The sequence below is a fragment of the Burkholderia sp. LMG 13014 genome, assembly GCF_905232215.1.
In the GTDB taxonomy this organism is placed as follows: domain Bacteria; phylum Pseudomonadota; class Gammaproteobacteria; order Burkholderiales; family Burkholderiaceae; genus Burkholderia.
The window spans coordinates 1-22,995 of sequence record NZ_CAJNKE010000051.1 but is presented as its reverse complement, the minus strand read 5'-3'; the positions used below and the strand labels follow the sequence as shown (position 1 = coordinate 22,995).

Here is a 22,995-nt window from a genome sequence, read left to right as displayed (position 1 = left end):
GTCGCGGCGGCAGCAGCGGCGCCGCGCATCCGGCGGCCGAGCGAGATCACCGACGTGATCCCGAGCACGGCCGTCGCCATCACGTAGAAACTCGGCGCCAGCTTGTTGTGCGTCGCGTCGATCAGCCAGGTCACGATCAGCGGCGCGAAGCCGCCGAACAGCGTCACCGAGAAGTTGTACGACAGCGCGAGGCCCGTGCCGCGCGTGCTCGTCGGGAAGATGTCGGCGAGCAGCGCCGGCAGCGGTGCGAGGCTCACCGCGATCAGCAGGCCGACCAGCGCCTGCACCGCAAGCAGCGTCTCGACCGTCGGATAGCGGTTCAGCATCACGAACAGCGGCCACGTCGTCACGCCGACCAGGATCAGCGCGATCAGCATCACGCGGATGCGGCCAAAACGATCCGACAGGTGCCCGACGACCGGCGCGGCGACCATCAGCATCGCGCCCGTGACGACCGCGCCGAGATACGACGACGTGGCCGGGATATGCAACTGCTTGACCGCGTACGTCGGCATGTACAGCTTGTGCACGTAGTTGAACGCGGTGGCCGTCGCGACCACACCCGCGCCGAGCAGCAGGTTCGCGCGATCGCGAGCGAACACGTCGCGCAGCGGCGACTTCGCGCGCCCCTTCTCGCCGAGCCGGCGGAAATCGGCCGGTTCGTCGATGTTACGGCGGATGTAGAGTCCGACCGGGCCGATCAGCAGCCCGACCGAGAACGCGACGCGCCAGCCCCATGCATGCAGCTGGTCGGTCGTGAGCAGCAGGCTCAGCAGTGCGGACACGCCGGCCGCGAGCACCGTCGCGAGCCCCTGCGTCGACATCTGCCAGCTCGCGAAGAAGCCGCGCCGCTTCGCATCGGCCTGCTCGACCATGAACGCGGTGGCCGCGCCGAATTCGCCGCCCGTCGAGAAGCCCTGCAGCATCCGTGCGACGATGATCACGAGCGGCGACGCGATACCGATCTGCGCATACGTCGGCGCGAACGCGATCATCGCGGTGCCGAGCATCATCAGCCCGATCGAGATCGTCAGCGACGCCTTGCGGCCTGCGCGGTCCGCATAGCTGCCGAGCACGATCGAGCCGAGCGGACGCGTGACGAACGAAATGCCGAACGTGCCCACCGACAGCAGCAGCGAGGTTGCCGCGTCGTGCGTGGGAAAGAACAGCTGGCCGATGACGATCGCGAAATAGCCGTAGATCAGCAGATCGTAGAACTCCAGCGCGTTGCCGATGCTCGCGGCGCAGATCTCGCGCCACGGATTGTGCGGGGCCGGCGTCGCGGCGTGCGTGTTGCGGGTCATCCCTGTGCTCCTCCGGTAATGCTGGCCGTCAGGATTTTGAAAGACGGCGCGCGGCTTTGCCGGCGGCCGTTCGGGCCAGTCAAGCGCGGAGTGTAGGCAACGCGGGGCAGGCGTTCGTGCCGTTTCGGCACGCAATCGTGCCGATCGGCGCGCGGGCGCCGGGCCGTCTCTCACGGGGCTATGCGGCGCCGTCGTCGCGTGACGGCGCGGTGCGCCAGATCGCGTCCAGTACCGGGTGCGGGTCGTTCCGGCGCCGGTACAGCGCGATGTCGAAGCCGATCTGCCAGTCGGCGCCGCCGACGATCGCGAGTTCGCCGCGCCGGACATCATCGGCGACGAGCCGCTGCGGCAGCCACGCGAGGCCGAGCCCGCGACGCGCCATCGCGAGAATCGCTTCGTACGAGTCGGCCTGGTACACGGGCCGCAGCGTCGGACGGTTCGGCATTTCGGCGAGATGCCGCGCGAGCACCGCGCGCAGCGTCAGCGTGCGCGCGAACGCGAGCCACGGCACCGGCGCCTGCCCGGCCGGCAGCCGGTAGCGCACGCTGCCGCGCGCATCGAACGCGCTGACCGGCACCAGTACCTCGCGCGCGACGGACAGCCAGTCGAAGCGGTCGCGATCGATCAGCAGCCGCGTATGCGGGCTCGAATAGACGATCAGCATGTCGGCTTCGCCGGCCGTGAGCTGCAGGATCGCTTCCTCCGCGCTGCCGGTCGACACGGTCGCCGTGAAGAAGCCTGCGCGCGCAACCGTCTCGTCGTACCAGTCGGGGAAGAAGGTGGCCGAGAGCGTGCGGCCAGTCGCGATCCGGAGGTTGTTCTCCAGCACCGGCGCCGCTTCCTGAAGCTGCGTGCGGGCGCCGTGCAGGATGTCGAGCGCGTTCGACGCGGCATCGAGGAAGACGGTGCCGGCCGCCGTCAGTTCGAGCGGCTTCGTGCGCTCGATCAGGCGCGTGCCGACCCATTCCTCGAGCGACCGGATGCGGCGGCCGAACGCCGGATGCGTGACGAAGCGGTTCTCCGCTGCGCGCGTGAAGCTGCGCGTGCGCGCGAGTTCGACGAAGTCTTCGAGCCATTTCAGTTGCATGGCTGGGCTCCTGGGTGGGCGATGAGGGTCTGGCCGGCGTTCGCGCGCGAACGGCATGCGTGGCACGGTCGCCGACATGGGCTGATGCAGCTCATGCGGCGCGGGGCCGCGCGTGGCGCCCGATCCTACAGCACCTGCGGCGCGTCGCGCAGCACGGCGCGCAGCGCAATATCGAAAGGCGTCGCGTAATCGATTCCGGCTGCCCGCACGCGCGATGCATCCAGATGGCAGTCGTACGGGCGCGGCGTCGCGTCGGTCGGCTGGTCGATACGCTTGAGCGCGGCGTCGATGCCGAGCGCGGCCGCGATCCGCTGCGCAATGTCGTACTTCGTCATCGGCTCTTCGCCCGACCAGTGACGGATGCCCGTGATCGATGCGCCCGCGAGATGCCGCAGCGTGAGATCGCGGATGACGTCCGCGACGTCCGGCGTATACGTCGGGTAACGGATCGCCCAGGCGTCCATGCCGACCGCGTCGGCACCCGCGCGCGCGGAGGCGACGATCGCCGGCACGAGGCTCGTGACGGCCGACTCGCTCCAGTCGACGATCGGGCCGTAGAGCAGCGGCAGGCGCAGCACGCACGACAGCGGCGACGCGGCGAGCAGTGCCGCCTCGCCTTCCAGCTTCGTGCGGCCGTAGATGTTCAGTGGATTCGGTGCGGCGTCTTCACGGTACGGGGCAGCCTTGCCGTCGAACACGTAGTCGGTGGAGATGCCGAGTGTCCATGCGCCATGGCGCGCGGCGAGCGCACCGATGCGGGCCTGGGCGGTGACGTTGATCGCGCGTGCGCCGGCAGGATCGCGTTCGCAGACATCCGGACGACGTTCGGCCGCGCAGATGATCACGGCGGCCGGTTGGCGGGTGGCGAACAGGTGTTCGAGGGCCGGCTCGTCGAGGACGTCGAGTTCGGTGACGTTTTCCGGGGGCAGCGCCAGGCGTTTTGCGCCTGCGCTTTGCGGGGTTCGGATGGTCGCGACGAGGTTCAACGACGATTCGCGGGACAGGGACGCGGCAACCGCGCGGCCAAGCAGGCCGGCGGCGCCGATGAGGAGAACGGTCGAGTGCGGCACGGTAGCCATCTATGAAAGGGGAGCGGAGATCCCCCAATCTATACAAGAACAGGCAACCGATGTCGACTCCCCTGCCACGTACGGCAGCCTCGCGAGCACGCCCATTGCGCGGCTCAGTGTCCGGCCGCCGCGCACGGGTTCCCCTGCTGCCCCGGCCTCGCGATGCGGATACCGCCGCCCGCTTGCCCGATCACGCAAAACGCCGAGCCGTACACGGGCCCATCATTCCCCGCCGGTACGATCGAGATGCTGTAGAACTTGTCGATGTCCAGCGTCCTCGGCGGGGTACGCACGATGGCACCGGCCACGGCCTGACCATAGACGAGACATTCGCCTCGCTTCAGATATACCGGTGGCGCACGCTCCGGGATCTCCAGCGCCCAGTAAGTCACGACGGGACTGACCGGCCCCGTTCCTCGGGTCACACCGATCCAGCTGATCCGGATCGGCTCCGAGCCGGTATCGTCGCTCATGGGCAGGCAAGCAGCTAGTTTTCCATCGACCTGCCGGACGTCCAGGCGGATCGGACCATGCGACATGGCGTCTGCACGGGAGGCAAGCAGGCAGCAGGACAGGCATGCCATGGCGCAGCTTCGCAAAATCTTTCTCATGCTTCGACTCCATTCATCGCGGCCTCGGCACCACGCGAATCTATCAGTCATGCCAACCTGTCCGGCATGCGCCGGTCAGGGATTGGCCGCGCAGGGATTCCGGTCGTTCTGCGGCACCGCGATGTGCACGCCGCCACCGGGCCGCTTGAGCGTACAGAACGCCGCACTGTAGACCGGGCCGGCATCCCCGCCCGGAATGATCGAGATGTAGTAGGTCCGGTTGAGTTCCAGCGGCTTGGGCGGCGTGCGGACGATGGCGCCTTTCACGCTCTGCCCATACACGAGGCACTCGCCACGCTTCAGGTAGACAGGCTTGGCTTCCGCCGGCATCTCGACCCACCAGTAAGTCACGTCGGGGCTCGCCGGTCCGGTTGGCCTGGCGACACCGACCGTGCCGATCCGGATGACGGGCTCGGCCCGTTCGTCGTTCACCGGCAGGCACGCGGCGGGGTTCCCGTCGACCTGCCTGATTTCCAGTTCGACGGGCGCCTCCGACGCTGCCATCGCGCGCGACAGACCCAACACGCAAGCGAGCAAACCCAACACGCTACTGCGGAAGATTGTCCGCACTCTTGGGCTCCTCCAGGAGCGGCGCAAGGACGCGATCGAGCTCGTCCGGCGTACCGACATAGCCACGATGGAACACTGCGAAAGGCGCCTTCAGCACCTGCACCGCGTAGTAATCCGCGACCAGGTTGCCCTGCTGCTCCATGTTGTAATCGTGAAATACCGCACCGGGCGCGATGGTGTATTTGTATGCGCGCTGTCCGCGAATCGTGACGGTCAGCGCATGCCATCGCACCGCATACCCACGCTGGTACTGCCAGACATGGGTCATCTCGTGCATGAAAAAGCTTCTTTTCCAGATGTGCGGGCCGTTCACTGCCGAGAAATCGTCGACGTACAGGTCATCAAGGAAATACATCTTTCCGTTCGGCGTGACGGCGGTGTGCTTGCTTTGCAGGTTGAACCAGAAGTAGCTCCCTCTGTGCACCCGCACCTTGTCGTAGTCGATGCCGTCCTTGAAGACCGTCCAGGCCATTTCAATTTCGCCCGCGGTCAACACCCGCTCATGGGCTTCAACCTTCACCGTCTGCTCCGATTTTCTCGATTGAACCTGGCTCGTCTGCCCACCCATGATCTTGACTTCGACCGGCGGTGGCGTCAGCAGCGCCGACAGGATCGCCAGCGGGCTTACCGACGCCACACGTTCGGTCTTGCCCGCATCGTCGGTCACACCCGACGCCGTGGCACCATCGGCCCGCTTCCACGGATGGGCGACCTTCGACAGCGGCACGCCGTCTTCGGATAGTGCGCGAGAGAATGAAACGCAATGCGCAAGCACGGCACGCAACGCGGCGTGAACAGCGCCGCCGTGCACGCGCCATCATGTCCGGAACCTGTTCGTTTGGCAACGCATTGCCCGCGCCGCCAGCCCCCGCCAACAAAAACAAAGCCCGGTGCACTTTCGTGCACCGGGCTTGCGAATCCGAACGGACACTCCGCGCCGACTTACTTCCGGTCGAGCGAATAGCGCCCCGGCCCGGTCAGCGCGAGCAACAGCAGCCCGCCGATGATGCTCACGTTCTTGTAGAAGTTGATCATCGCCATGTATTGCTCCATCCCCTGCAGCGCCCAGTAGCGATGGCCGATCAGCGCGGTCGCGAGCGTATAGGCGGCGAACGCCAGTGCCAGCGGACGCGTATAGAAGCCGATCGCGATCAGCAGGCCGCCGACCAGCTCGACCGCCACCGCAATTGCGGCCGCCAGCTCGGGCGCCGGGTTACCCGTCGACGCCATGTACGCGACCGTGCCCGAGAAGCCGCTCAGCTTCTGCCAGCCGAACAGCACGAACAGGATCATCAACAGCACGCGAGCCGCCAGCAGCAGCTCGTCCTTCTTCGACTCCAGCGAAATGTAACGCATAGCAATCACCCTTGAATTGACGGTTTGATGCATCCGGTGCCGATACACGCCGAATCGGCGCGCCAGGTTGGCAACGAACTACTCCTCGCACAATCGGACAGCAAGCCGGCTGGCCCGCCGCCGAAGAATCCGTCGGGTCGCGCCGTTCCTGGCGCGCTCCGGATCGGTTCTGGCGAAGCACGGATGCAGTCTACTGTCTCGCCAGGAATCATCAATCCGTCTAAATATGATTCGCTGTCTCATCGGAGTGGACAATTAAAGACAACCCCGCCGGTAGTCAACCACCGGGAGGTATCGCGAACGGAATCTGAACTGGAGCCAATTAACCGGCTCTCGCATTCTTCAGGCAAAGAGCCTTGTTCCGGGCGGTATCTGCGTTTTCCGGTCAACGGAAACCGAGCCCGTCTTCGTCCGCCAGATCTTTGTATTCATTCGACGTGGCCAGCTCAGTCGGCCTCGACCACTTGCCATCGTTTCCGGTAAAGACTCGCGCTCTCCGACTCGCCGGGCATCCCGATCACGCATCGTCACGCAACGCTGATCGAGCGCTGATGAAACGCTGCGATTGCCTCCCACATCAGCACCGGATTCGAATACATCGGAAAATGTCCGCAATCCGGGATTTCGGCCAGTTCGACGCCCTTCTCCCGGATGTGCTTCAGATAGGAGAGCGATGCATTCTGCTCGCCGTACATAAACATCCTCGGCAACGGCAGGCCGACGAACTTCGTCATCAGGTCGCCGTTGTCCGACAGGTCGACCATCGACCGGAAGATCCCGCCGACCGCTTCGGCCCGAACCTTGTGACGCAGGCTCGCCGAATAAAGCGCACTCGCATAGGCAGGGGCATGCAGCGTCCGCTCGATGAAGTCGTCGAAGAAACGTTGGGCATCGCCCCGCGGATGGTCGACGATCTGGCGGCTGAGAAAGCAGTCTTCCGGCGCGATGTTTCCTTCGATATCGACGAAGCTCAGCACCCGCTCCGGCTGCTGGTGGGCGAGCATCAACGCGGTCAACCCGCCCATCGAATGCCCGATCAGATGGAAGCGATCGAAACCGATATGGTCGAGCACGGCCCGTGCCGTTTTCAACAGAAACGGGATACCGATTTGCAACAGGTCGGCGCAACGGGTTTCTCCGCAGCCCGGTGCGTCATAAGCGATGAACGGATGCCCGTCAAATGCGGTGTGGCGCACGATATCGGCATAGTCCTCTTTCGTCGAACCGAAGCCGTGCAGGAACACGATCGGCGCTTTGTCGCCGTCGCGATGAATGGCCGAGACGTCCAGCGCCGTACCGTCGACGTTGAACCTGAACTGCGACCGGGTAAATTCACGCGTCATCTCAATCACCTTGTACTAATATCCGCGCCATGCGGCCTCAGTTCATTGAAGGCAACCGAGGCCGCGCACTGCGGCGACGTTCAATCCGCCAGCGTCGTGCAGAAATCCTGAATGGCCGTGCAAGCACGTGCCAGGGACTCGTCGTCGAGCGCATACGCGATGCGAATGTAAGGCCCAAGACCGAACGCACTGCCATGCACGGTCGCGACACCGGCCTCGTCGAGCAACGCGTTGACCACCGCCTCGTCGCCGTCCAGATGGACGCCCGCACGCGTCGTCTTGCCGATCAGGCCTTCACAGGAGGCGAACACGTAGAACGCGCCTTGCGGTACCGCACAGTGCAGGCCGGGCGCCTGGTTGAGTTGATCGACGACCAGGTCACGCCGGCGCTGGAATGCAATACGCGAGTGCTGGATGAAATCCTGCGGCGCCGTCAACGCGGCAAGTGCCGCATGCTGAGAAATCGTCGATGCCCCCGACGTTTGCTGCCCCTGCAACTTCTCCATCGCGTCGATCAACCAGCCAGGCCCCGTACCGAAGCCGATGCGCCAGCCGGTCATCGCATACGCTTTGGAGACGCCGTTCATCGTGAGCACGCGCTCGCGCAACCGCGGCTCGACCTGGGCGAGCGTGAAGAATTCGATGCCATCGAAAAGCAGATGCTCGTAGATGTCGTCGGACAGCACCAGCACCTGCGGGTGCGCCAGCAACACCTCGGCCAGCGCCTGCAGTTCCGCCCGACTGTAGACCGCGCCGGTCGGGTTCGACGGCGAATTCAGAATCAGCCAGCGCGTGCGCGGCGTGATCGCCGATTGCAACGCATCCGCCGTCAGCTTGAAGCCACTTTCTGCCCCGCATGGGACGATTACGGATTTCGCGCCGCAGAGTTGCACGATTTCGGGGTAGCTGACCCAATACGGCGCCGGCACGACCACCTCGTCACCTTCGTTGAGCGTGGCCGCCAATGCATTGAAGATCACCTGCTTGCCGCCGCTGCACACGAGCGTGTCGCGCCAGTCGACGTCCAGGCCGTTCTCGCGCTGGAACTTCGCGGCGATCGCCTCACGCAGCGCACGCAAGCCTGCGACTTGCGTATAACGCGTATGGCCCGCCCGGATCGCTGCGATGCCCGCTTCGCGAACGTGCTCCGGCGTATCGAAATCCGGCTCGCCGGCACTCAGCGAGATCACCGCCGCACCGCTGGCGCGTCGTGCGGCCACGCGATCCATCACCTTATAGGTTGCCGACGGGCGGGCCGCGGCCAGGAAGCGATTCAGACTTTCCGCCGCTGCGGTCATTGCGCTGCCCTCCAGCTCGTCAGTCCCATCAACTCCAGCGTGCTGCGGCCTTCACGCAACGCGTCCATCATCTTCGCTTCCTTGTCGGCACGGGCCTGTCCCCGTGCCAGCGTCTCGTCGACATGGGCCGCCGGGATCACGAGGACACCGTCATCGTCCGCGACAACCAGATCCCCGGCCGCCACCGGCGTGCCGGCGAAGCTGATCGGCCGACCGACCGACGGCGCGCTGGCCTTGATCGTGCCGCGCATGCAGATGCCGCGGGTAAACACGGGAAAGCGCCGGGCGGTCAGGGCCGCGATGTCACGCACGCCTCCGTCGATGACCAGGCCGACGATGCCGGCAGCTTCGGCCGCCACGGTCAGCACTTCACCCCAGTACCCCGACACGAAGCCGCCGGTCGATACGACGAGCACGCTGCCGCGGGGCACCTGCTCCATCGCGATGTGGATCGACAGGTTGTCGCCCGGCGAACATTCGAGCGGATACGCCGGGCCGGCAATCGACGCACCCGGCCATACCGTGTGGATCGCGGGATCGACCGAACTGGTCGCGAGACCGGACGCTTCGTACAGCGTCGACGTACCCAGCTTGCAGGCTTGCGCCAGCAGAAGCGCGTCACAGGAAGGAACGTTGGTCATGGCTCAGCCCTTGGTTTGAAGCGTGTGATAACCGAGTGCGGTGCGTGCGTCGCCCAACGACTTGCCTTCCGCGATCTGCTCGCGGATACGCGACTCGACTTCCTCGATCTTGCGCGCGATCTCGGCAACTTCCCGTGCGCGGGCACGCGGCACGACGACGACGCCGTTCGCATCGGCCACCACGATGTCGCGCGAAGCAACGCGGACGGTGCCGATCCCCACCGTGGCGTTCACCGATTCGACCTGCACGCGGTCCTTGCCGGTCCGCATGAAGCGCCCCGCCGTGAACAGCGGATAGTTGTCGCCGAGCGCCTTGTTCACGTCCCGGCAGACACCGTCGATCACCGTGCCGGCGATCCCGCGCAGCCCCGCATACTGGGTCATGATGTCGCCCCAGACCGTGCAATCGGTGCGGCCGTCGTTGTCGATCACGACCACATCGCCTTCAGCGACGTCATCGATGAAGTCGCCGACGGTGCCTGGCGGATGGCTGGCCGGCACGTACTTGACCGTGAATGCCGGCCCCACGACGACCTTCGTGTAATTCGCCAGCGGCATGATGCCCAGCGATTGCCCGTGCAGGCCCAGCTTGTCCATGGCGTCGGAGACACCCGGGGTGTCCAGCCCGGCGAACGACGCGACCAGTTCCCGGTCTTCGGCGCTTGCCCTGTTCGGATTCGTCATACGGGGAAACTCCAGCAATGATGTCGGGTTAGCGGGCCGCGATGGCCTCGAATTCCTTGTCGTGCATGACCTCGGCAACGGAGCGGCCGGCGCGCACGGCGGCCACCATCGCGTCCTGGCGACGCGCGATGCGCTCGCCGAGATCCAGCACCGCCTCGATGCGCGCGGCCTGAACAAACACCGTGCCGCATCGATCGGCAATGACGTAGTCGCCCTCGTGCACGGTGACGCCCGCGATCCGGACCGGCTTGCCCGAATCGATCTGGATGACGCGATTGCGCGCGCTGATCATCGTCACGCCGCGGCCGTAGACCGGGTAGCCGATCGACTCGCTGCCGTCGATGTCGCGGCTCAGGCCTTCGATGACCGACCCGCGGATCTGCTTTGCCGTGGCGGCATTGGCCAGGATGTCGCCCCAGCACGAGATGCCGTCGGCACCGCCGGCGATCACCAGCACGCGGTCGTTCGTGGTCACCGCGTCGATGACGGGCGAGATCAGATGCACGGTGGGCCTGGCGTCGGTCTTCAGACCGAGCTGAACCGTGCTCGCACGGCCCACGATCTTCGGGCAATCCCACAGCGGGCGCAGCCCGTAGGTCGCACCCGGCAGATCGAGAAAATCGAGCGCATCGGAAACGGTGTTGGTGTCGAGCGCGGCAAGTCGGTCGAGGAGGGATGTCGGGGTCATCGCGTTGGGTTCCGTTGACAGGTGCCGCTATCGTCGCGTCGCCGCATTGATATGTAAATTTCCTATTTCGTAGCTCGCTGATACTATTTTCGGAACAGCGAAAAAAGAGGTTGCGGGGCCAGTTGAGGGGAAAATGCCCTCTTCAACGCATCGGGTAGATGCGCCGAGCATTGCGGACGGAGGCAAACTTGCATGAGCAGTACGATCGATTTCAGGCTGATCAGGCAGCTGTGGATGTTCCTGGCGGTCGCGGAGGAACAGCACTTCGGGCGAGCGGCGAAGCGCCTGAACATGTCGCAGCCGCCGTTGACCGAGCAGATCAAGGTGCTCGAGCATTCGTTGAAGCTCCAGCTCTTTTATCGATCCCGTCAAGGCACGCACCTCAGCCCCGCAGGCGCGGCCATCCTGCCCGCCGTGCAGCAGTTCGTCGGCCAGGTCGAACGACTGGAACGCGTCGTTCGGGAAGTCGCCGCGGGCCAGTCCGGGGTACTCCATGTCGGCGCGATCACCTCCGCGATGCTCGAAACGGTGCCGCCATTGCTGGACGCACTCAAACAGATGCACCCGAACCTGACTGGATTCGTCAAGGAAATCGACAGCGCCGACGCCATCCCCGCACTCGAAGCGGGGGAACTGGACCTGGCATTCGTTCGGGTCGACGGAGCGGTAGGTAACGGAATCGCTACGATGCCATTGGCAGAAGACCTGCTGGCCGTGGCGCTGCCGGCCGATCATCCGCTGGCGGCTTTGCCGGGCGTCCGACTGCGCGCGCTCGCAGGGGAACAACTGGTGATGTCGTCTCGTCAGGTCAGTCCGGTCTACTTCGACATGTTGACCTCCGTTTGCCGCTCGCACGGGCTGACGCCGCGGGTCATCCACGAAGTGCGTTCGGTCACGTCGCAGATCGCCTATGTCGGGTGTGGTCAGGGTGTTGCGCTCGTCCCCGCATCGATGCGGAAGCTGGCGCCAGAGAACGTCGTCGTCCGCCCGTTGAAAGAGAAAGTGAAGGTTGTCACTGCGGCACTGCTCTGGAACACGCGCCGCCATCACCCGATGGTCGACGAAGCGGTGGCGTGGCTGAAAGCGCGGATGAGTCGATCGCGATGAACATTGCAGCGGGCGATCGACCGTCTCCATGTACCCCGTGACCATGAAATGGCGCGACCAGGACGTGGCTCGAGTCCGGACCGCATACTGGCGGCACCCGGGGACATGCGACTCGGTGGGCGCGCTAGAAAGCGCGCCCACTTCGGTTGACTAGCGCAGCACGAACGGATTGCCGGTCGACGCGCCCGTGTTGATCCACACGCTTTTCGTCTGCAGGTATTCGCTCACGGCGTCGATGCCGTTCTCGCGGCCCAACCCGGAATCCTTGTACCCGCCGAACGGGGACATGTAGCTGACCGCTCGATAGGTATTCACCCAGACCGTGCCCGATTCGATGCGCTCCGACATCCGGAATGCGCGGCCGATATCGCGCGTCCATACGCCGGCGCCGAGGCCGAAACGCACATCGTTTGCCATCTCGACTGCTTCGTCCTCCGTATCGAAGCGGATCACCGCGAGCACGGGACCGAATACCTCTTCCTGTGCGATCCGCATATCGTTGCTGACGCCGGTGAAGATCGTCGGCTCGACGAACCAGCCGTCGCCGCACTCGGCGCGTGTCGCGGCCTGCCCGCCGAGCGCAAGCCTGGCGCCTTCATTCCGTGCAACATCGATATAGTGGAGCACCTTGTCATATTGCGGGCGCGTCGTGATCGGCCCGACCTGCGTGCCGGCATCCATCGGATTGCCCATGCGCGCGGTACGCGCGAGCGCGACCACGCGCTCGACCACCTCGTCATGCACCGTCGACTGCACGAGCAGCCGCGATCCGGCGATACAGGTCTGCCCCGTCGCCGCGAAAATGCCGGATACCGCGCCATTGACCGCGTCGTCGAGATTCGCATCGTCGAATACGATGTTCGGCGACTTTCCGCCGAGCTCGAGGCTCACGTGCTTGAAATCGCTAGCGGCCTGCTCGTTGATCAGGCGGCCGGTCGAATCCGCGCCGGTAAACGTGACCTTGCGCACGAGCGGATGCGATACGAGTGCGCTGCCGACTTCGTTGCCGAAGCCGGTCACGACGTTCACGACACCACGCGGGAATCCGACCTCGTGCAGCAGTTCGACGAACTCGAGCGTCGAGGCCGACGTGAATTCCGACGGCTTGATGACCGCCGTGCACCCGGCTGCGAGCGCGGGCGCAAGCTTCCATGCCAGCAGCATCAGCGGCGAATTCCACGGCGTGATGATCGCGACGACACCGAGCGGTTCGCGCCGCGTGAAATTGAAGTAGCCCTGCTTGTCGAGCGGTATGACGTCGCCCTGGATCTTGTCCGCAAGCCCGCCGTAGTAGCGGTACCACTGCGGCAAATAGTGGAGCTGCGCGTGCATCTCCGCATACAGCTTGCCATTGTCGCGCACCTCGACTTCGGCAAGACGGGCTGCGTCGCCGGCCAGGCGATCGGCGAGCCGACAGAGCAACTGCCCACGCGCGCTGGCGGACAAGCCGCGCCACTCGCCGGAAACGAACGCACGATGCGCGGCCCGCACCGCGAGATCGGCGTCGGCTTCATTGCCGCGTGCGATTTCGGCCCACGGCTGGCCGGTGAACGGATTGTCGCTGTTGAACCACTGACCGCTTGCGGGCTCGCGCCGCTCGCCGTCGACAAAATGAAAGTAGCGTTGCATGACCGGCTCGCTGGTGTCGATGATTGCGTTCCGTGCACGCGCACGATCGCGCCGTGCAACGGCCCACGGAACAAAAAAGCGTGCGCCGGATGCCTGCGCCTCCGGCACGCGCAGCGGACGTGCGTCAGAACGGCGCGAAACCGAGACCTTCGCGGAAGCGGTTCTTGATATATACGCCGTCCCGGGGCGGAAGCGCGCGCGGCGGCTCGTCCGCACGGATATGCACCTGCGCGAACACCGGGCCGCTGCCCAGCTTCACACGCTCGACGATGTGGGTAACTTCACGTTCGTCGTGAATCGCGAACGAGTCGGCCAGCCCGAAACCTTTCGCGACCGCGACGAGATCCGTGCCGAGGCTCGAATGGCTTTGCTGCATGCCGGTCTCGCCGTAGTGCCCGTTGTCGAGCACGACGACCGTAAGGTTCTTCGGTTGCTTCGCGCCGATCGTGCCGAGCACGCCGATCCCCATCAGCTGTTCGCCGTCGCCGGTGACGACGACGACCTGCCTTTCCGGTTGCGCGAGCGCGAGGCCAAGGCCCAGCGCGGCAGCGCCGCCCATCGCACCCCACAAATAGAAGTTGCCGACACGATCGCCGGCGGCGAATACGTCATAGGACGCCGATCCGAGGCCCGTCACGACCAGTGCGTCCGGCACACCGGCCAGCAGGTTCGCGACGAATGCGCGCCGCTCGATCGTCTTCGTGTTCTGCCCGCTCATTACTTTCTCTCCCATTTCTTGCGACCGATGAGGCTTTGCGACAGCAGGACCGCGACTTGCTCGCCCGCTTCGAACGCAGCGTCGAAGCCCGCACTGACGATTTCCTCGACATCCTCGGGGCGATCCGCACGCAACACCGTGATCCCCATCAGCTCGAGCGCAGCCTGGGTCGTCTTCCCCATCGGCCCTTGCCACGGGTTGAACTCCGCATACTCGCCGCGCATCGTCACGAGCGTGAAGAACGGAAAGTTGCAGCTGCGCAGCAGCGAAAACATGTTCACGCAGTTGCCGACACCGCTGCTCTGCATCAGCAACACCGCACGCTGCCCGCCGAGCCACGCACCGCTCGTCAGTGCGACGCCTTCTTCCTCGGTCGTCAGGGCGATCGCCTCGATCTCGTCGTCTGCAATCGCCCGGCGAATCACCTGCGTATGCCCCGCATCCGGGACGTAGGCGATCTGCCGGGTACCACCGGCCTTCAGGACAGAAAATATGGACTCCTGCCAGACTGGCGTTTGTCCCGCTGCAGTGCTCATGTGACGTGCTCCTTCATGAAGTGGTTTCAGGCATAATAAAATGCGATTACACCCATCAAGAAATAGAGTTTTTTGATTGAAGGATCACGAATCGGCATGGACATCAAGCAACTGCGTGCGCTGCTGGCCGTCGCTGAAACGGGCAGCGTCACCCGTGCGGCCGACGTGCTGCACATCGTTCAACCTGCCGTCTCCCGGCAGCTGAAGCTGCTCGAGGAAGACGTCGGGACTTCGCTCTTCGAGCGAGGCAGATATGGCATGGAACTGACGGAGTCGGGCGAGATCCTCGCCGAGCACGCCAGGCGTGCGCTGCTCGAACTCGATCGTGCGCGCGCCGAAATCCAGCCGTCCGACGCCAGGATTTCCGGCATCGTGACGATCGGGTTGTTGCCGAGCACGTCGGATCTGCTCGCCGGACCACTCCTGAGCGAAGTCAGGGAACGCTACCCGGCCGTGAACCTTCGGATTTCCGTGGGCTATGCCGGGCATATGCGCGACTGGCTCGAATCGGGCGAGGTCGACGCGGCACTGCTTTACAACCCGAAGGCCACGCCGACCGTTCAGGTTCAACCGTTGCTCAGCGAGAGTCTGTGCGTCGTCGGCCCGCCATCGTCGCGGCTGTCAGCCAAACGCCCTGTCGCGCTTGCCGACCTCACATCGTGGCCGATGATCCTGCCGAGTGCGCCGCATGGCATACGCAACCTGCTGGAACAGGCGTGCCCCGGTAGCGGGATGAAGCTCAACGTGGTCGTCGAAACGAATGCAATGAGCGTGCAGAAAAGCCTGGTCGCGGGTGGGCATGGCTTCACGATCCTGCCGAGCATCGCCGTCACCGAAGATGTCGCGCGCAAACAGCTTCGCGCGGCACCGCTCACCGATCAGGCACTGCAACGAACGATCGTGCTTGCGCTGCCGAATACGCGCCGGATCACAACGGCCGTGCGCGCGGTCGCGTCGATTCTGGTGCTCGAAATGAAGCGCGCCGTCGAGCGCGGCGACTGGCCGGCCGCACGCTGGCTTGCCGACTGACCCGGCCGGGCACGCGTCACGCCGGCGATGCGTCGGCCGCGCGCAACGTAATGCCGGTCCACGCACCGCTGGCGGCCAGTTCCTGCACCAGTTCGACGATCGTCTGGCGCACTGCGAGTGCGGCCGAATTCACCGGCGACGTATTCGACCAGCACAAGCTTGCGGGACGCCGGATCTCCGGATCGACGATACGGCGCATCTTCGGGCGCCCCGACGGGTCACGCAGCGCAACCGTCGACGCCGGCAGAATCGTGCATGCGGCGCCCGACTGCGCAAGCGACACCAAGGTGGGCAGCGAATCGATATCCGCAATGATGTTGAGCGGGACTTCCTCGCGGGCGAAGGTGCGCTCGAGCAGCAAGCGCAGACCATTGGGCACGCCTGGCGCGACGAGCGGCACGCCGGCAAGCGCAGCGAGACTGCAGGTGCGCGAACGCGCCGCTATGGCGCCACCCGGCTCGCCGAGCAGGCACAGCGTTTCGTCGAAGAGCGGCATGGCGGTAATCCCGGTCGTGTTCGACTCCCGAAACAGGATCGCGAGATCGAGCCGCCCGTTCGCCAGCAATTCGTTGATGAAGCCGCTCATGCTCTCGACGTACTGCAGCCGAATGCCGGGATACCGGGCACGCACGCGTTCGAACACCGGTACCGCCAGAATCGAGGTCATCGTCGTCGGGAAACCGACCGCGACCGTACCCGACTCGCTGCCCGCCCCCTCCTTCACTTCCTGGCGCAACTGCTCCATTTGTCTGAGCACAAGATGCGCGTGCCGGTAAAGTGCCTGCCCCGCGGCCGTCGGCTTGACACCCTGAGGGCTGCGAACCAGCAGCGCGACGCCAAGGTCGTCTTCGAGTTTTGCAATCTGCTGGCTGAGCGACGGCTGCGCGACGTAGAGCTTTTCCGCCGCTTTCCCGAGGCTGCCGTATTCGACGATGCTGACAAAGTAACGAAGCTGGCGGATGTCCATGAGGGTTCGAATCGGTTCGACTGGTCATAGGATACCCCTATGACCGGTACATTCAAACGGTATTTCCGCCGAGCAGGCGCTTCCAATACAGTCGTCGTCATCCTACTTCGAACAGCCGGTTCACTCGGCGATGGAGACGACATTGAACGCAATGCAGTCCGGCGTCGGCCATGACGGTACCCAGGTTGCCACGGATGTGATCTCGCTCGATCGCGCCACGGCCTTCGCCGCCACACTCGATCTTGATCGGCACCCCGTAGCCGGCGACGCGCTGCCGCCGCTCTGGCACTGGCTCTACTTCTGGTCGGTTGCTCGGCAGTCCGAACTCGGCCAGGACGGACATCCGCTCAAGGGCGGCTTTCTCCCCGATCTCGGCCTGCCGCGCCGCATGTGGGCGGGCGGACGTGTCGCATTCGAACACCCGCTGCCGATCGGCGAAGCCGCCGTGCGCACGTCGCGTGTGCTGTCGGTCGAACACAAGGCAGGACGCAGCGGTCCGCTCGGGTTCGTGACGGTCGAGCACCTGATCGAAAGCGGCGGCACCGTCGCGATCCGCGAAGAACACGACATCGTCTATCGCGGCGCGGTAGAACCCGGTGCGGCTGCTCCCGCACCGAAGGCCGCGCCGGACGGCGCGCAGTGGCAGCGCGACGTCACACCGGACGAAGTCCAGCTCTTCCGCTATTCGGCATTGACGTTCAACGGCCACCGGATCCATTACGACCGCACTTACGCACGAGAAATCGAAGGTTACCCGGACCTCGTCGTGCACGGACCGCTGATCTCGACCCTGTTGCTGGACCTCGTCCCGCGCTCGCTCCCGGGCGCCACCGTTCGCGAATATGCGTACCGCGCGGTGCGGCCGACATTCCTCGGCAACACGTTCAGCGTATGCGGACGCATCGCCGAGGACGGCAAAACGATCGACCTGTGGGCAAAGGACCACGACGGCTGGCTGACGATGTCCGCCCGCGCGACCCTTGCCTGACTCCCCCGTATTGACCAAGAGACACGCCATGACCCATGCCGACGCCTATCAGGACATTCGCGAAGCCGTTCGCGATCTCTGCAGCCAGTTCTCCGCCGAATATTTCCGCAAGGTCGATGAAGAACGCGGCTATCCGGAAGCGTTCGTCGACGCGCTGACGAAAGCCGGCTGGCTTGCCGCACTGATTCCGCAGGAATATGGCGGCTCGGGCCTCGGGCTCACCGAGGCGTCGATCATCATGGAGGAAATCAATCGCGCAGGCGGCAACTCGGGGGCCTGCCACGGCCAGATGTACAACATGGGCACGCTGCTGCGCCACGGCTCCGCCGAGCAGAAGCAGCACTATCTGCCGAAGATCGCGAGCGGCGAGTTGCGCCTGCAGTCGATGGGCGTCACCGAGCCGACGACCGGCACCGACACGACGAAGATCAAGACGACCGCGGTGCGCAAGGGCGACCGTTACGTGATCAACGGCCAGAAGGTATGGATCTCGCGTATCCAGCATTCCGACCTGATGATCCTGCTCGCGCGCACGACACCGCTGTCCGACGTGAAGAAGAAATCCGAAGGCATGTCGATCTTCCTCGTCGATCTGCATCACGCGATCGGCAACGGGATGACGGTCCGCCCGATTCCGAACATGGTCAACCACGAGACCAACGAGCTGTTCTTCGACAACCTCGAAATTCCCGCGGAGAACCTGATCGGCGAGGAAGGCCAGGGCTTCAAGTACATCCTCGACGGCCTGAACGCAGAGCGCACGCTGATCGCGGCCGAGTGTATCGGCGACGGCTACTGGTTTGTCGACAAGGTCTCGCAGTATGTAAAGGATCGCGTCGTGTTCGGCCGGCCGATCGGCCAGAACCAGGGCGTGCAGTTCCCGATCGCCCGCTCCTTCATCAACGTCGAAGCGGCCAGCCTGATGCGTTTCGACGCTGCGCGGCGATTCGATGCGCACCAGCCGTGCGGCGCGCAGGCGAACATGGCGAAGCTGCTCGCGGCGGATGCGTCATGGGAAGCAGCGAACGCATGCCTGCAATTCCACGGCGGTTTCGGCTTCGCGAGCGAATACGACGTCGAGCGCAAGTTCCGCGAGACGCGCCTGTATCAGGTCGCCCCCATCTCGACGAACCTGATCCTGTCGTACGTCGCCGAGCATATCCTCGGCCTGCCGCGTTCGTTCTGACGGGGAGCGTCGGTCATGCGCCCACTGGAAGGCATCAAGGTCGTCACGTTCGAACACGCGATCGCGGCACCGTTCTGCACGCGCCAGCTTGCGGATCTCGGCGCGCGCATCATCAAGGTCGAGCGGCCTGGCGTAGGCGATTTCGCGCGCAATTACGACGAGCGCGTGTCGGGGCTCGCGTCGCACTTCGTGTGGACCAATCGCTCGAAGGAAAGCATCACGCTCGACGTGAAGCAGCCCGCGGCGATCGAGGTCGTGCATCGGCTGCTCGCTGATGCCGACGTGTTCGTGCAGAATCTCGCACCCGGCGCAACCCAGCGGCTGGGGCTCGACTACGACACGCTTCGCGATCGATATCCGAGGCTGATCGTCTGCGACATCTCGGGTTACGGGCTCGACGGTCCGTTCCGCGACAAGAAGGCGTATGACCTGCTGATTCAGAGCGAGTCAGGTTTCCTGAGCATCACCGGCTCCGACGGCGAACCGGCGAAAGCCGGCTGCTCGATCGCCGATATCGCCGCCGGCATGTACGGCTATACGAACATCCTCGCGGCACTCATCGAACGCGGGCGGACCGGCAAAGGCCGCCACATCGACGTGTCGATGCTCGAAAGCATGGTCGAGTGGATGAGCTATCCGCTCTACTACGCGATCGACGGCCAGACCGCACCGCGCCAGACCGGCGCGTCGCACGCGACGATCTTCCCTTACGGCCCGTTCAAGGCCGGCGACGGCAAGACCGTGATGCTCGGCCTGCAGAACGAGCGTGAATGGAAAAGCTTCTGCGAGACCGTGCTTCAGCAGCCGGAAGTGACGACGGACGAGCGATTCGTCTCGAACAGCCGTCGTGTAGAAAATCGCGAAGCACTCCTTTCCGTTATCGTTCGTGCGTTCTCGTCCCTGACGGCCGCCGACGTGATCGACCGGCTTGAGCAAGCCGGTATCGCGAACGCGCGCATGAACGACATGCAGGCGGTCTGGGAGCATACCCAGCTCATCGCACGAAACCGATGGACCACGGTCGGTACGCCGGCGGGAGACATTCCCGCCCTCTGTCCGCCGGGCATCGACCTCGCGGACGAGCCGCGCATGGATCCCGTGCCCGCGCTTGGCCAGCATACCCATGCCGTCCTGCGTGAGCTTGGCTACGACGACAACCAGATTGGCGCGCTGCACGAAACCGGCGCGGTCTGAACCAACACCCCCGCGCCGATCGGCGCGTCTCTTGCCACTACAACAAAAAAGCCGCGCCCTTCATCGGGAGCACGGCATTCCATTCAAGAGCTGCACATGGGATCGGGGCCGGCGCTAACGCGCTGACTCCGATCGACCGCAAAGCATGGGATCAGAGCATGCGCCGAAGCGCTGACTCTGATCGACATTGGAGACAACGCATGCCTGTCACGACCGTGGCCGATTCGGCCAATCCACGCCCCTCTGACGCGATTTCCGCTCGCAAGCCCGCCTTGAAAGCCATCCTCGTGGCTTGCTCAGGCAATGTGGTCGAGTGGTTCGACTTCTTCGCCTATGCGTTCACGGCGCTATATTTCGCGCCGGCATTCTTTCCCGCCGGCGATCCGACATCGCAGTTGCTCAATACCGCCGGCATCTTCGCAGCCGGGTTCCTGATGCGACCCGTGGGCGGCTGGCTCTTTGGCCGGATCGCAGACCGGCGGGGGCGAAGGAAATCGATGGTCATCTCGGTGCTCATGATGTGCTTCGGTTCGCTCATGATCGCCGTGCTGCCGACCTATGCGCAGATCGGTTCGTGGTCATCCCTGCTGCTGTTGCTCGCACGTCTGCTTCAAGGCCTGTCCGTCGGCGGAGAATACGGCACCAGCGCGACCTATCTGAGCGAAGTCGCCACGCCCGGGCGCCGGGGGTTCTATGGCTCCTTCCACTACGCGACGATCATCGCAGGTCAGTTGCTCGCGGTGCTCGTCGTCGCGATTCTTCAGTCGCTGCTGACAACGGAGGAACTCCGCCACTGGGGCTGGCGGGTTCCGTTCGCAATCGGCGCCGTTGGCGCGGTCATCGCGATGGTCGTGCGGCGCGCGATGCACGAATCCAGCTCCAGTGCGCATCGCGCCCATCCGCTGGCCGGCACGATTCGAGGCATGCTGCAGCATCCCAGGGAGCTGCTGATGGTGCTGGGTTTTACAGGGGGCGGCTCGCTCCTGTTTTACACGACCACCTCGTACATGCAGAAATACATGGTCAACACGGCCCACATGAACCCGAAGACGGCCAGCAGCGTCATGACCGGCGCACTCTTCATCTTCATGTGCGTGCAGCCGCTGTTCGGCATGTTGTCCGACCGCATTGGCCGCCGTCCGCAGATGATTGCATTCAGCCTGTTCTTCATCGGTGCGACTGTTCCGCTGATGACCGTCATCGGCACGAATGCGGATCCGTGGAAGGCGTTCGGGCTGGTCCTGGTGAGCCTGCTCGGCATGAGCCTGTACACCTCCATCAGCGGGCTGCTAAAGGCAGAATTGTTCCCGGCAGGTGTTCGCGCGATGGGCGTGGGCCTGCCCTATGCCATCGCCAACGCCGCGTTCGGCGGAACAGCGGAGTATGTCGCGCTGTGGTTGAAATCCCGTGGCATCGAGTCCACGTTCTTCTGGTACGTGAGCGCCATGAGTGTCGTGCTCCTGATTTGCTCGATGTGTCTCCGACGCGCGGGCGAAGCGACGCACCTCGACGAGCGGCAGTAGCGGCCGGAAGCCCGCGCCACGCGCGCGTCGCCGAGCATCGTGAAGGTCGGGGCGTCGCGTGGCGGCACGATCATCGATGTGCTTCGCGCAGTCTCGTGATTCCGATCGTTGGCAAACCCCTCGTCTGTCGTAATGAGGGGTTTGGTCTCTTCCACATCGCATATTCGGGTTGTTCGGCCCGCCACCACCTTCCGGCGTGACCCACACGATGTTCTGCGTCGGGTCCTCGATGTCGTGGGTCTTGCGGTGCACGCCGTTCTGCGTGTTGATCACCAGGCGATCGCCGCCGTCGTCGTTCTTCACGAACGCGTACACGGCCGCCGGGCAAAAGCGCCCCTCCGGCCCCGCGGACGTGCGCAGGTTCACGTTCACCGGCACGTATGCGGGTAATGCGGTGTTCCGTCCGTGTTTCAGGTTTCAAGCAGGTAGGGATGCAACGCGCTGGATGGTCTATCCCGGTTCAGTCGTTCGCACTGAACGCGGCTCGCCCGGAGCCGGTTCAGGCAGCCACCGTCATCCCGCGGTGCGACGCAAATGCGAGAACCTTCTGCGCACGCAACAAAACCGGGCGGTCGACCATCTTTCCATCGACCGTCGTGGCGGCACCGTCCGCGCGAGACACCGCATCGACCACGCGAATCGCCCATTCCACGTCGCGAGCGCTCGGGCTGTAACACTCGTGTACCGCCGCGATCTGCTTGGGATGGATGCAGAGCTTCGCCCCGAAACCATGACGCTTGCCGTTCTGCGTATCCGCCACGAGCCGCTCCGTATCGTGGATATCCGGCGTGACACCGTCCACCGGCTGCTCGATCCCGGCGACACGCGAAACAAGGGCTAGCTGGGTCCGGTACGGATTCAACGCCTCGCAATCGTCGTCGGTTCCCATCTCCGCGATGAAGTCGAGCGTACCGAACATCAAGCGCTTCACATAAGGCGCCTTGGCGATGTCCATCGCCGACCACATCCCGCGTGCCGTTTCAATGAGAGGAAAAACCGGGATCTTGCGTTTCGCGTTCGATACGACTTCGACGATATCGTCGAGGCTCTCCGTTTTTGGAATAACGACACCCGCGATACCTTCAAGCGCAACGAGTTTTGCATCCTGCTCGAACCAGGGCGTACCACGTCCGTTGATTCTCACCAGAACCGGCTGGTGGCGGGACACCCATGCCCTCACGGTTTCCCGAGCGCTCACCTTGGCTGCGGGCTCCACCGCATCCTCCAGATCGATGATGACCGCGTCGGCGCCACTCGCAAGCGCGCTCGCGAAACGTTCCGGCCGATTGCCCGGAACAAAAAGATATGACTGGGCGGAGAACGCAACTTCGGATGACATGGCAATCTTCTGTAAAAGGGACGAACAGGGAGCAGGACTCGCCGATCACTGCAATGCTTCGCCTAGCTCCGGCACGAGCGCGAACAGATCGCCGACGAGGCCGTAGTCGGCCACGCTGAAGATCGGG

The 22,995-nt window shown here is 64.5% G+C and carries 23 protein-coding genes and 1 pseudogene; 6 read left to right on the top strand and 18 right to left on the bottom strand.

Annotated elements, in window-relative coordinates; genetic code table 11:
* The 12 genes from JYJ84_RS09360 to JYJ84_RS09305 all read right to left on the bottom strand — a co-directional run.
* Nucleotides 1–1,304: MFS transporter (locus JYJ84_RS09360; RefSeq protein WP_205189169.1), on the bottom strand; the 1,304-nt coding region annotated here is incomplete at its 3' end.
* A 178-nt stretch (nucleotides 1,305–1,482) separates the two neighbouring features.
* Nucleotides 1,483–2,391: a LysR family transcriptional regulator gene (locus JYJ84_RS09355; protein ID WP_175223482.1), complete on the bottom strand. Its 909-nt coding sequence runs from the start codon at nucleotides 2,389–2,391 to the stop codon at nucleotides 1,483–1,485.
* A gap of 125 nt (nucleotides 2,392–2,516) precedes the next feature.
* Nucleotides 2,517–3,470, bottom strand: coding sequence for an SDR family oxidoreductase (locus JYJ84_RS09350; protein WP_174959960.1), 954 nt, complete (start codon nucleotides 3,468–3,470; stop codon nucleotides 2,517–2,519).
* Between the two features lie 104 nt (nucleotides 3,471–3,574).
* Nucleotides 3,575–4,072: a hypothetical protein gene (locus JYJ84_RS09345; RefSeq protein WP_236027705.1), complete on the bottom strand. Its 498-nt coding sequence runs from the start codon at nucleotides 4,070–4,072 to the stop codon at nucleotides 3,575–3,577.
* Nucleotides 4,073–4,147: 75 nt separating this feature from the next.
* Nucleotides 4,148–4,642 carry a hypothetical protein gene (locus JYJ84_RS09340; RefSeq protein WP_175223483.1) on the bottom strand — a complete coding sequence of 165 codons (495 nt, stop codon included), beginning with the start codon at nucleotides 4,640–4,642 and terminating at the stop codon, nucleotides 4,148–4,150.
* Nucleotides 4,620–5,369, bottom strand: a complete 750-nt coding sequence (locus JYJ84_RS09335; RefSeq protein ID WP_175223484.1) for a hypothetical protein — start codon at nucleotides 5,367–5,369, stop codon at nucleotides 4,620–4,622. Before JYJ84_RS09335 ends, JYJ84_RS09340 begins: the two co-directional genes overlap by 23 nt.
* Before the next feature lie 215 nt (nucleotides 5,370–5,584).
* The gene (locus JYJ84_RS09330; protein WP_122950131.1) at nucleotides 5,585–5,998 is read right to left on the bottom strand and encodes a DoxX family protein; all 414 of its coding nucleotides are present in this window, start codon (nucleotides 5,996–5,998) and stop codon (nucleotides 5,585–5,587) included.
* A 527-nt stretch (nucleotides 5,999–6,525) separates the two neighbouring features.
* A complete protein-coding gene (locus JYJ84_RS09325) occupies nucleotides 6,526–7,341 on the bottom strand; it encodes an alpha/beta fold hydrolase (protein WP_175223485.1) in 816 nt (271 codons plus the stop codon).
* Between the two features lie 80 nt (nucleotides 7,342–7,421).
* Nucleotides 7,422–8,639 (bottom strand): pyridoxal phosphate-dependent aminotransferase, encoded by a 1,218-nt coding sequence (locus JYJ84_RS09320; protein WP_175223486.1) that lies wholly within the window; start codon nucleotides 8,637–8,639, stop codon nucleotides 7,422–7,424.
* Complete coding sequence (locus JYJ84_RS09315) at nucleotides 8,636–9,280, bottom strand: RraA family protein (protein WP_174959949.1); 645 nt, start codon at nucleotides 9,278–9,280, stop codon at nucleotides 8,636–8,638. The genes JYJ84_RS09320 and JYJ84_RS09315 overlap by 4 nt, the downstream gene beginning before the upstream one ends.
* A gap of 3 nt (nucleotides 9,281–9,283) precedes the next feature.
* Nucleotides 9,284–9,964, bottom strand: a complete 681-nt coding sequence (locus JYJ84_RS09310; RefSeq protein WP_174959947.1) for an RraA family protein — start codon at nucleotides 9,962–9,964, stop codon at nucleotides 9,284–9,286.
* A gap of 28 nt (nucleotides 9,965–9,992) precedes the next feature.
* Nucleotides 9,993–10,652, bottom strand: coding sequence for an RraA family protein (locus JYJ84_RS09305; RefSeq protein ID WP_175223487.1), 660 nt, complete (start codon nucleotides 10,650–10,652; stop codon nucleotides 9,993–9,995).
* A 192-nt stretch (nucleotides 10,653–10,844) separates the two neighbouring features.
* On the opposite strand from JYJ84_RS09305, the gene JYJ84_RS09300 reads away from it, so the two are divergent.
* Nucleotides 10,845–11,759: a LysR substrate-binding domain-containing protein gene (locus JYJ84_RS09300; RefSeq protein ID WP_175223488.1), complete on the top strand. Its 915-nt coding sequence runs from the start codon at nucleotides 10,845–10,847 to the stop codon at nucleotides 11,757–11,759.
* Nucleotides 11,760–11,909: 150 nt separating this feature from the next.
* Here the strand turns inward: JYJ84_RS09300 and JYJ84_RS09295 are convergent, their stop codons facing one another.
* From JYJ84_RS09295 to JYJ84_RS09285, 3 genes are all read right to left on the bottom strand, one after another.
* The gene (locus JYJ84_RS09295) at nucleotides 11,910–13,388 is read right to left on the bottom strand and encodes an aldehyde dehydrogenase (RefSeq protein ID WP_175223489.1); all 1,479 of its coding nucleotides are present in this window, start codon (nucleotides 13,386–13,388) and stop codon (nucleotides 11,910–11,912) included.
* A 124-nt stretch (nucleotides 13,389–13,512) separates the two neighbouring features.
* The gene (locus tag JYJ84_RS09290) at nucleotides 13,513–14,106 is read right to left on the bottom strand and encodes a thiamine pyrophosphate-dependent enzyme (protein WP_175223490.1); all 594 of its coding nucleotides are present in this window, start codon (nucleotides 14,104–14,106) and stop codon (nucleotides 13,513–13,515) included.
* Complete coding sequence (locus JYJ84_RS09285) at nucleotides 14,106–14,642, bottom strand: phosphonopyruvate decarboxylase (protein WP_175223491.1); 537 nt, start codon at nucleotides 14,640–14,642, stop codon at nucleotides 14,106–14,108. Before JYJ84_RS09285 ends, JYJ84_RS09290 begins: the two co-directional genes overlap by 1 nt.
* Nucleotides 14,643–14,738: 96 nt before the next feature.
* On the opposite strand from JYJ84_RS09285, the gene JYJ84_RS09280 reads away from it, so the two are divergent.
* Entirely contained in the window at nucleotides 14,739–15,671 is a 933-nt protein-coding gene (locus JYJ84_RS09280) for a LysR substrate-binding domain-containing protein (protein WP_122950140.1), read from the top strand.
* A 16-nt stretch (nucleotides 15,672–15,687) separates the two neighbouring features.
* Here the strand turns inward: JYJ84_RS09280 and JYJ84_RS09275 are convergent, their stop codons facing one another.
* The gene (locus JYJ84_RS09275) at nucleotides 15,688–16,638 is read right to left on the bottom strand and encodes a LysR substrate-binding domain-containing protein (RefSeq protein WP_122950141.1); all 951 of its coding nucleotides are present in this window, start codon (nucleotides 16,636–16,638) and stop codon (nucleotides 15,688–15,690) included.
* Between the two features lie 151 nt (nucleotides 16,639–16,789).
* Between JYJ84_RS09275 and JYJ84_RS09270 the strand changes: the two genes are divergently transcribed.
* The 4 genes from JYJ84_RS09270 to JYJ84_RS09255 all read left to right on the top strand — a co-directional run bounded on the left by JYJ84_RS09270 (nucleotide 16,790) and on the right by JYJ84_RS09255 (nucleotide 21,529).
* Nucleotides 16,790–17,626 carry a MaoC family dehydratase N-terminal domain-containing protein gene (locus JYJ84_RS09270; RefSeq protein ID WP_236027710.1) on the top strand — a complete coding sequence of 279 codons (837 nt, stop codon included), beginning with the start codon at nucleotides 16,790–16,792 and terminating at the stop codon, nucleotides 17,624–17,626.
* A gap of 28 nt (nucleotides 17,627–17,654) precedes the next feature.
* Entirely contained in the window at nucleotides 17,655–18,812 is a 1,158-nt protein-coding gene (locus JYJ84_RS09265) for an acyl-CoA dehydrogenase family protein (RefSeq protein WP_175223493.1), read from the top strand.
* Between the two features lie 15 nt (nucleotides 18,813–18,827).
* Nucleotides 18,828–20,006 (top strand): CaiB/BaiF CoA-transferase family protein, encoded by a 1,179-nt coding sequence (locus JYJ84_RS09260; RefSeq protein ID WP_175223494.1) that lies wholly within the window; start codon nucleotides 18,828–18,830, stop codon nucleotides 20,004–20,006.
* 200 nt (nucleotides 20,007–20,206) lie between these two features.
* The gene (locus tag JYJ84_RS09255; protein ID WP_122950144.1) at nucleotides 20,207–21,529 is read left to right on the top strand and encodes an MFS family transporter; all 1,323 of its coding nucleotides are present in this window, start codon (nucleotides 20,207–20,209) and stop codon (nucleotides 21,527–21,529) included.
* A 159-nt stretch (nucleotides 21,530–21,688) separates the two neighbouring features.
* On the opposite strand, the pseudogene JYJ84_RS09250 reads toward JYJ84_RS09255, so the two are convergent.
* Nucleotides 21,689–21,907 (bottom strand): annotated as a pseudogene (locus JYJ84_RS09250) (4Fe-4S dicluster domain-containing protein); the annotation flags it as partial.
* A 121-nt stretch (nucleotides 21,908–22,028) separates the two neighbouring features.
* Nucleotides 22,029–22,868 (bottom strand): CoA ester lyase, encoded by an 840-nt coding sequence (locus tag JYJ84_RS09245; protein WP_175223495.1) that lies wholly within the window; start codon nucleotides 22,866–22,868, stop codon nucleotides 22,029–22,031.
* Between the last annotated feature and the right edge of the window lie 127 nt (nucleotides 22,869–22,995).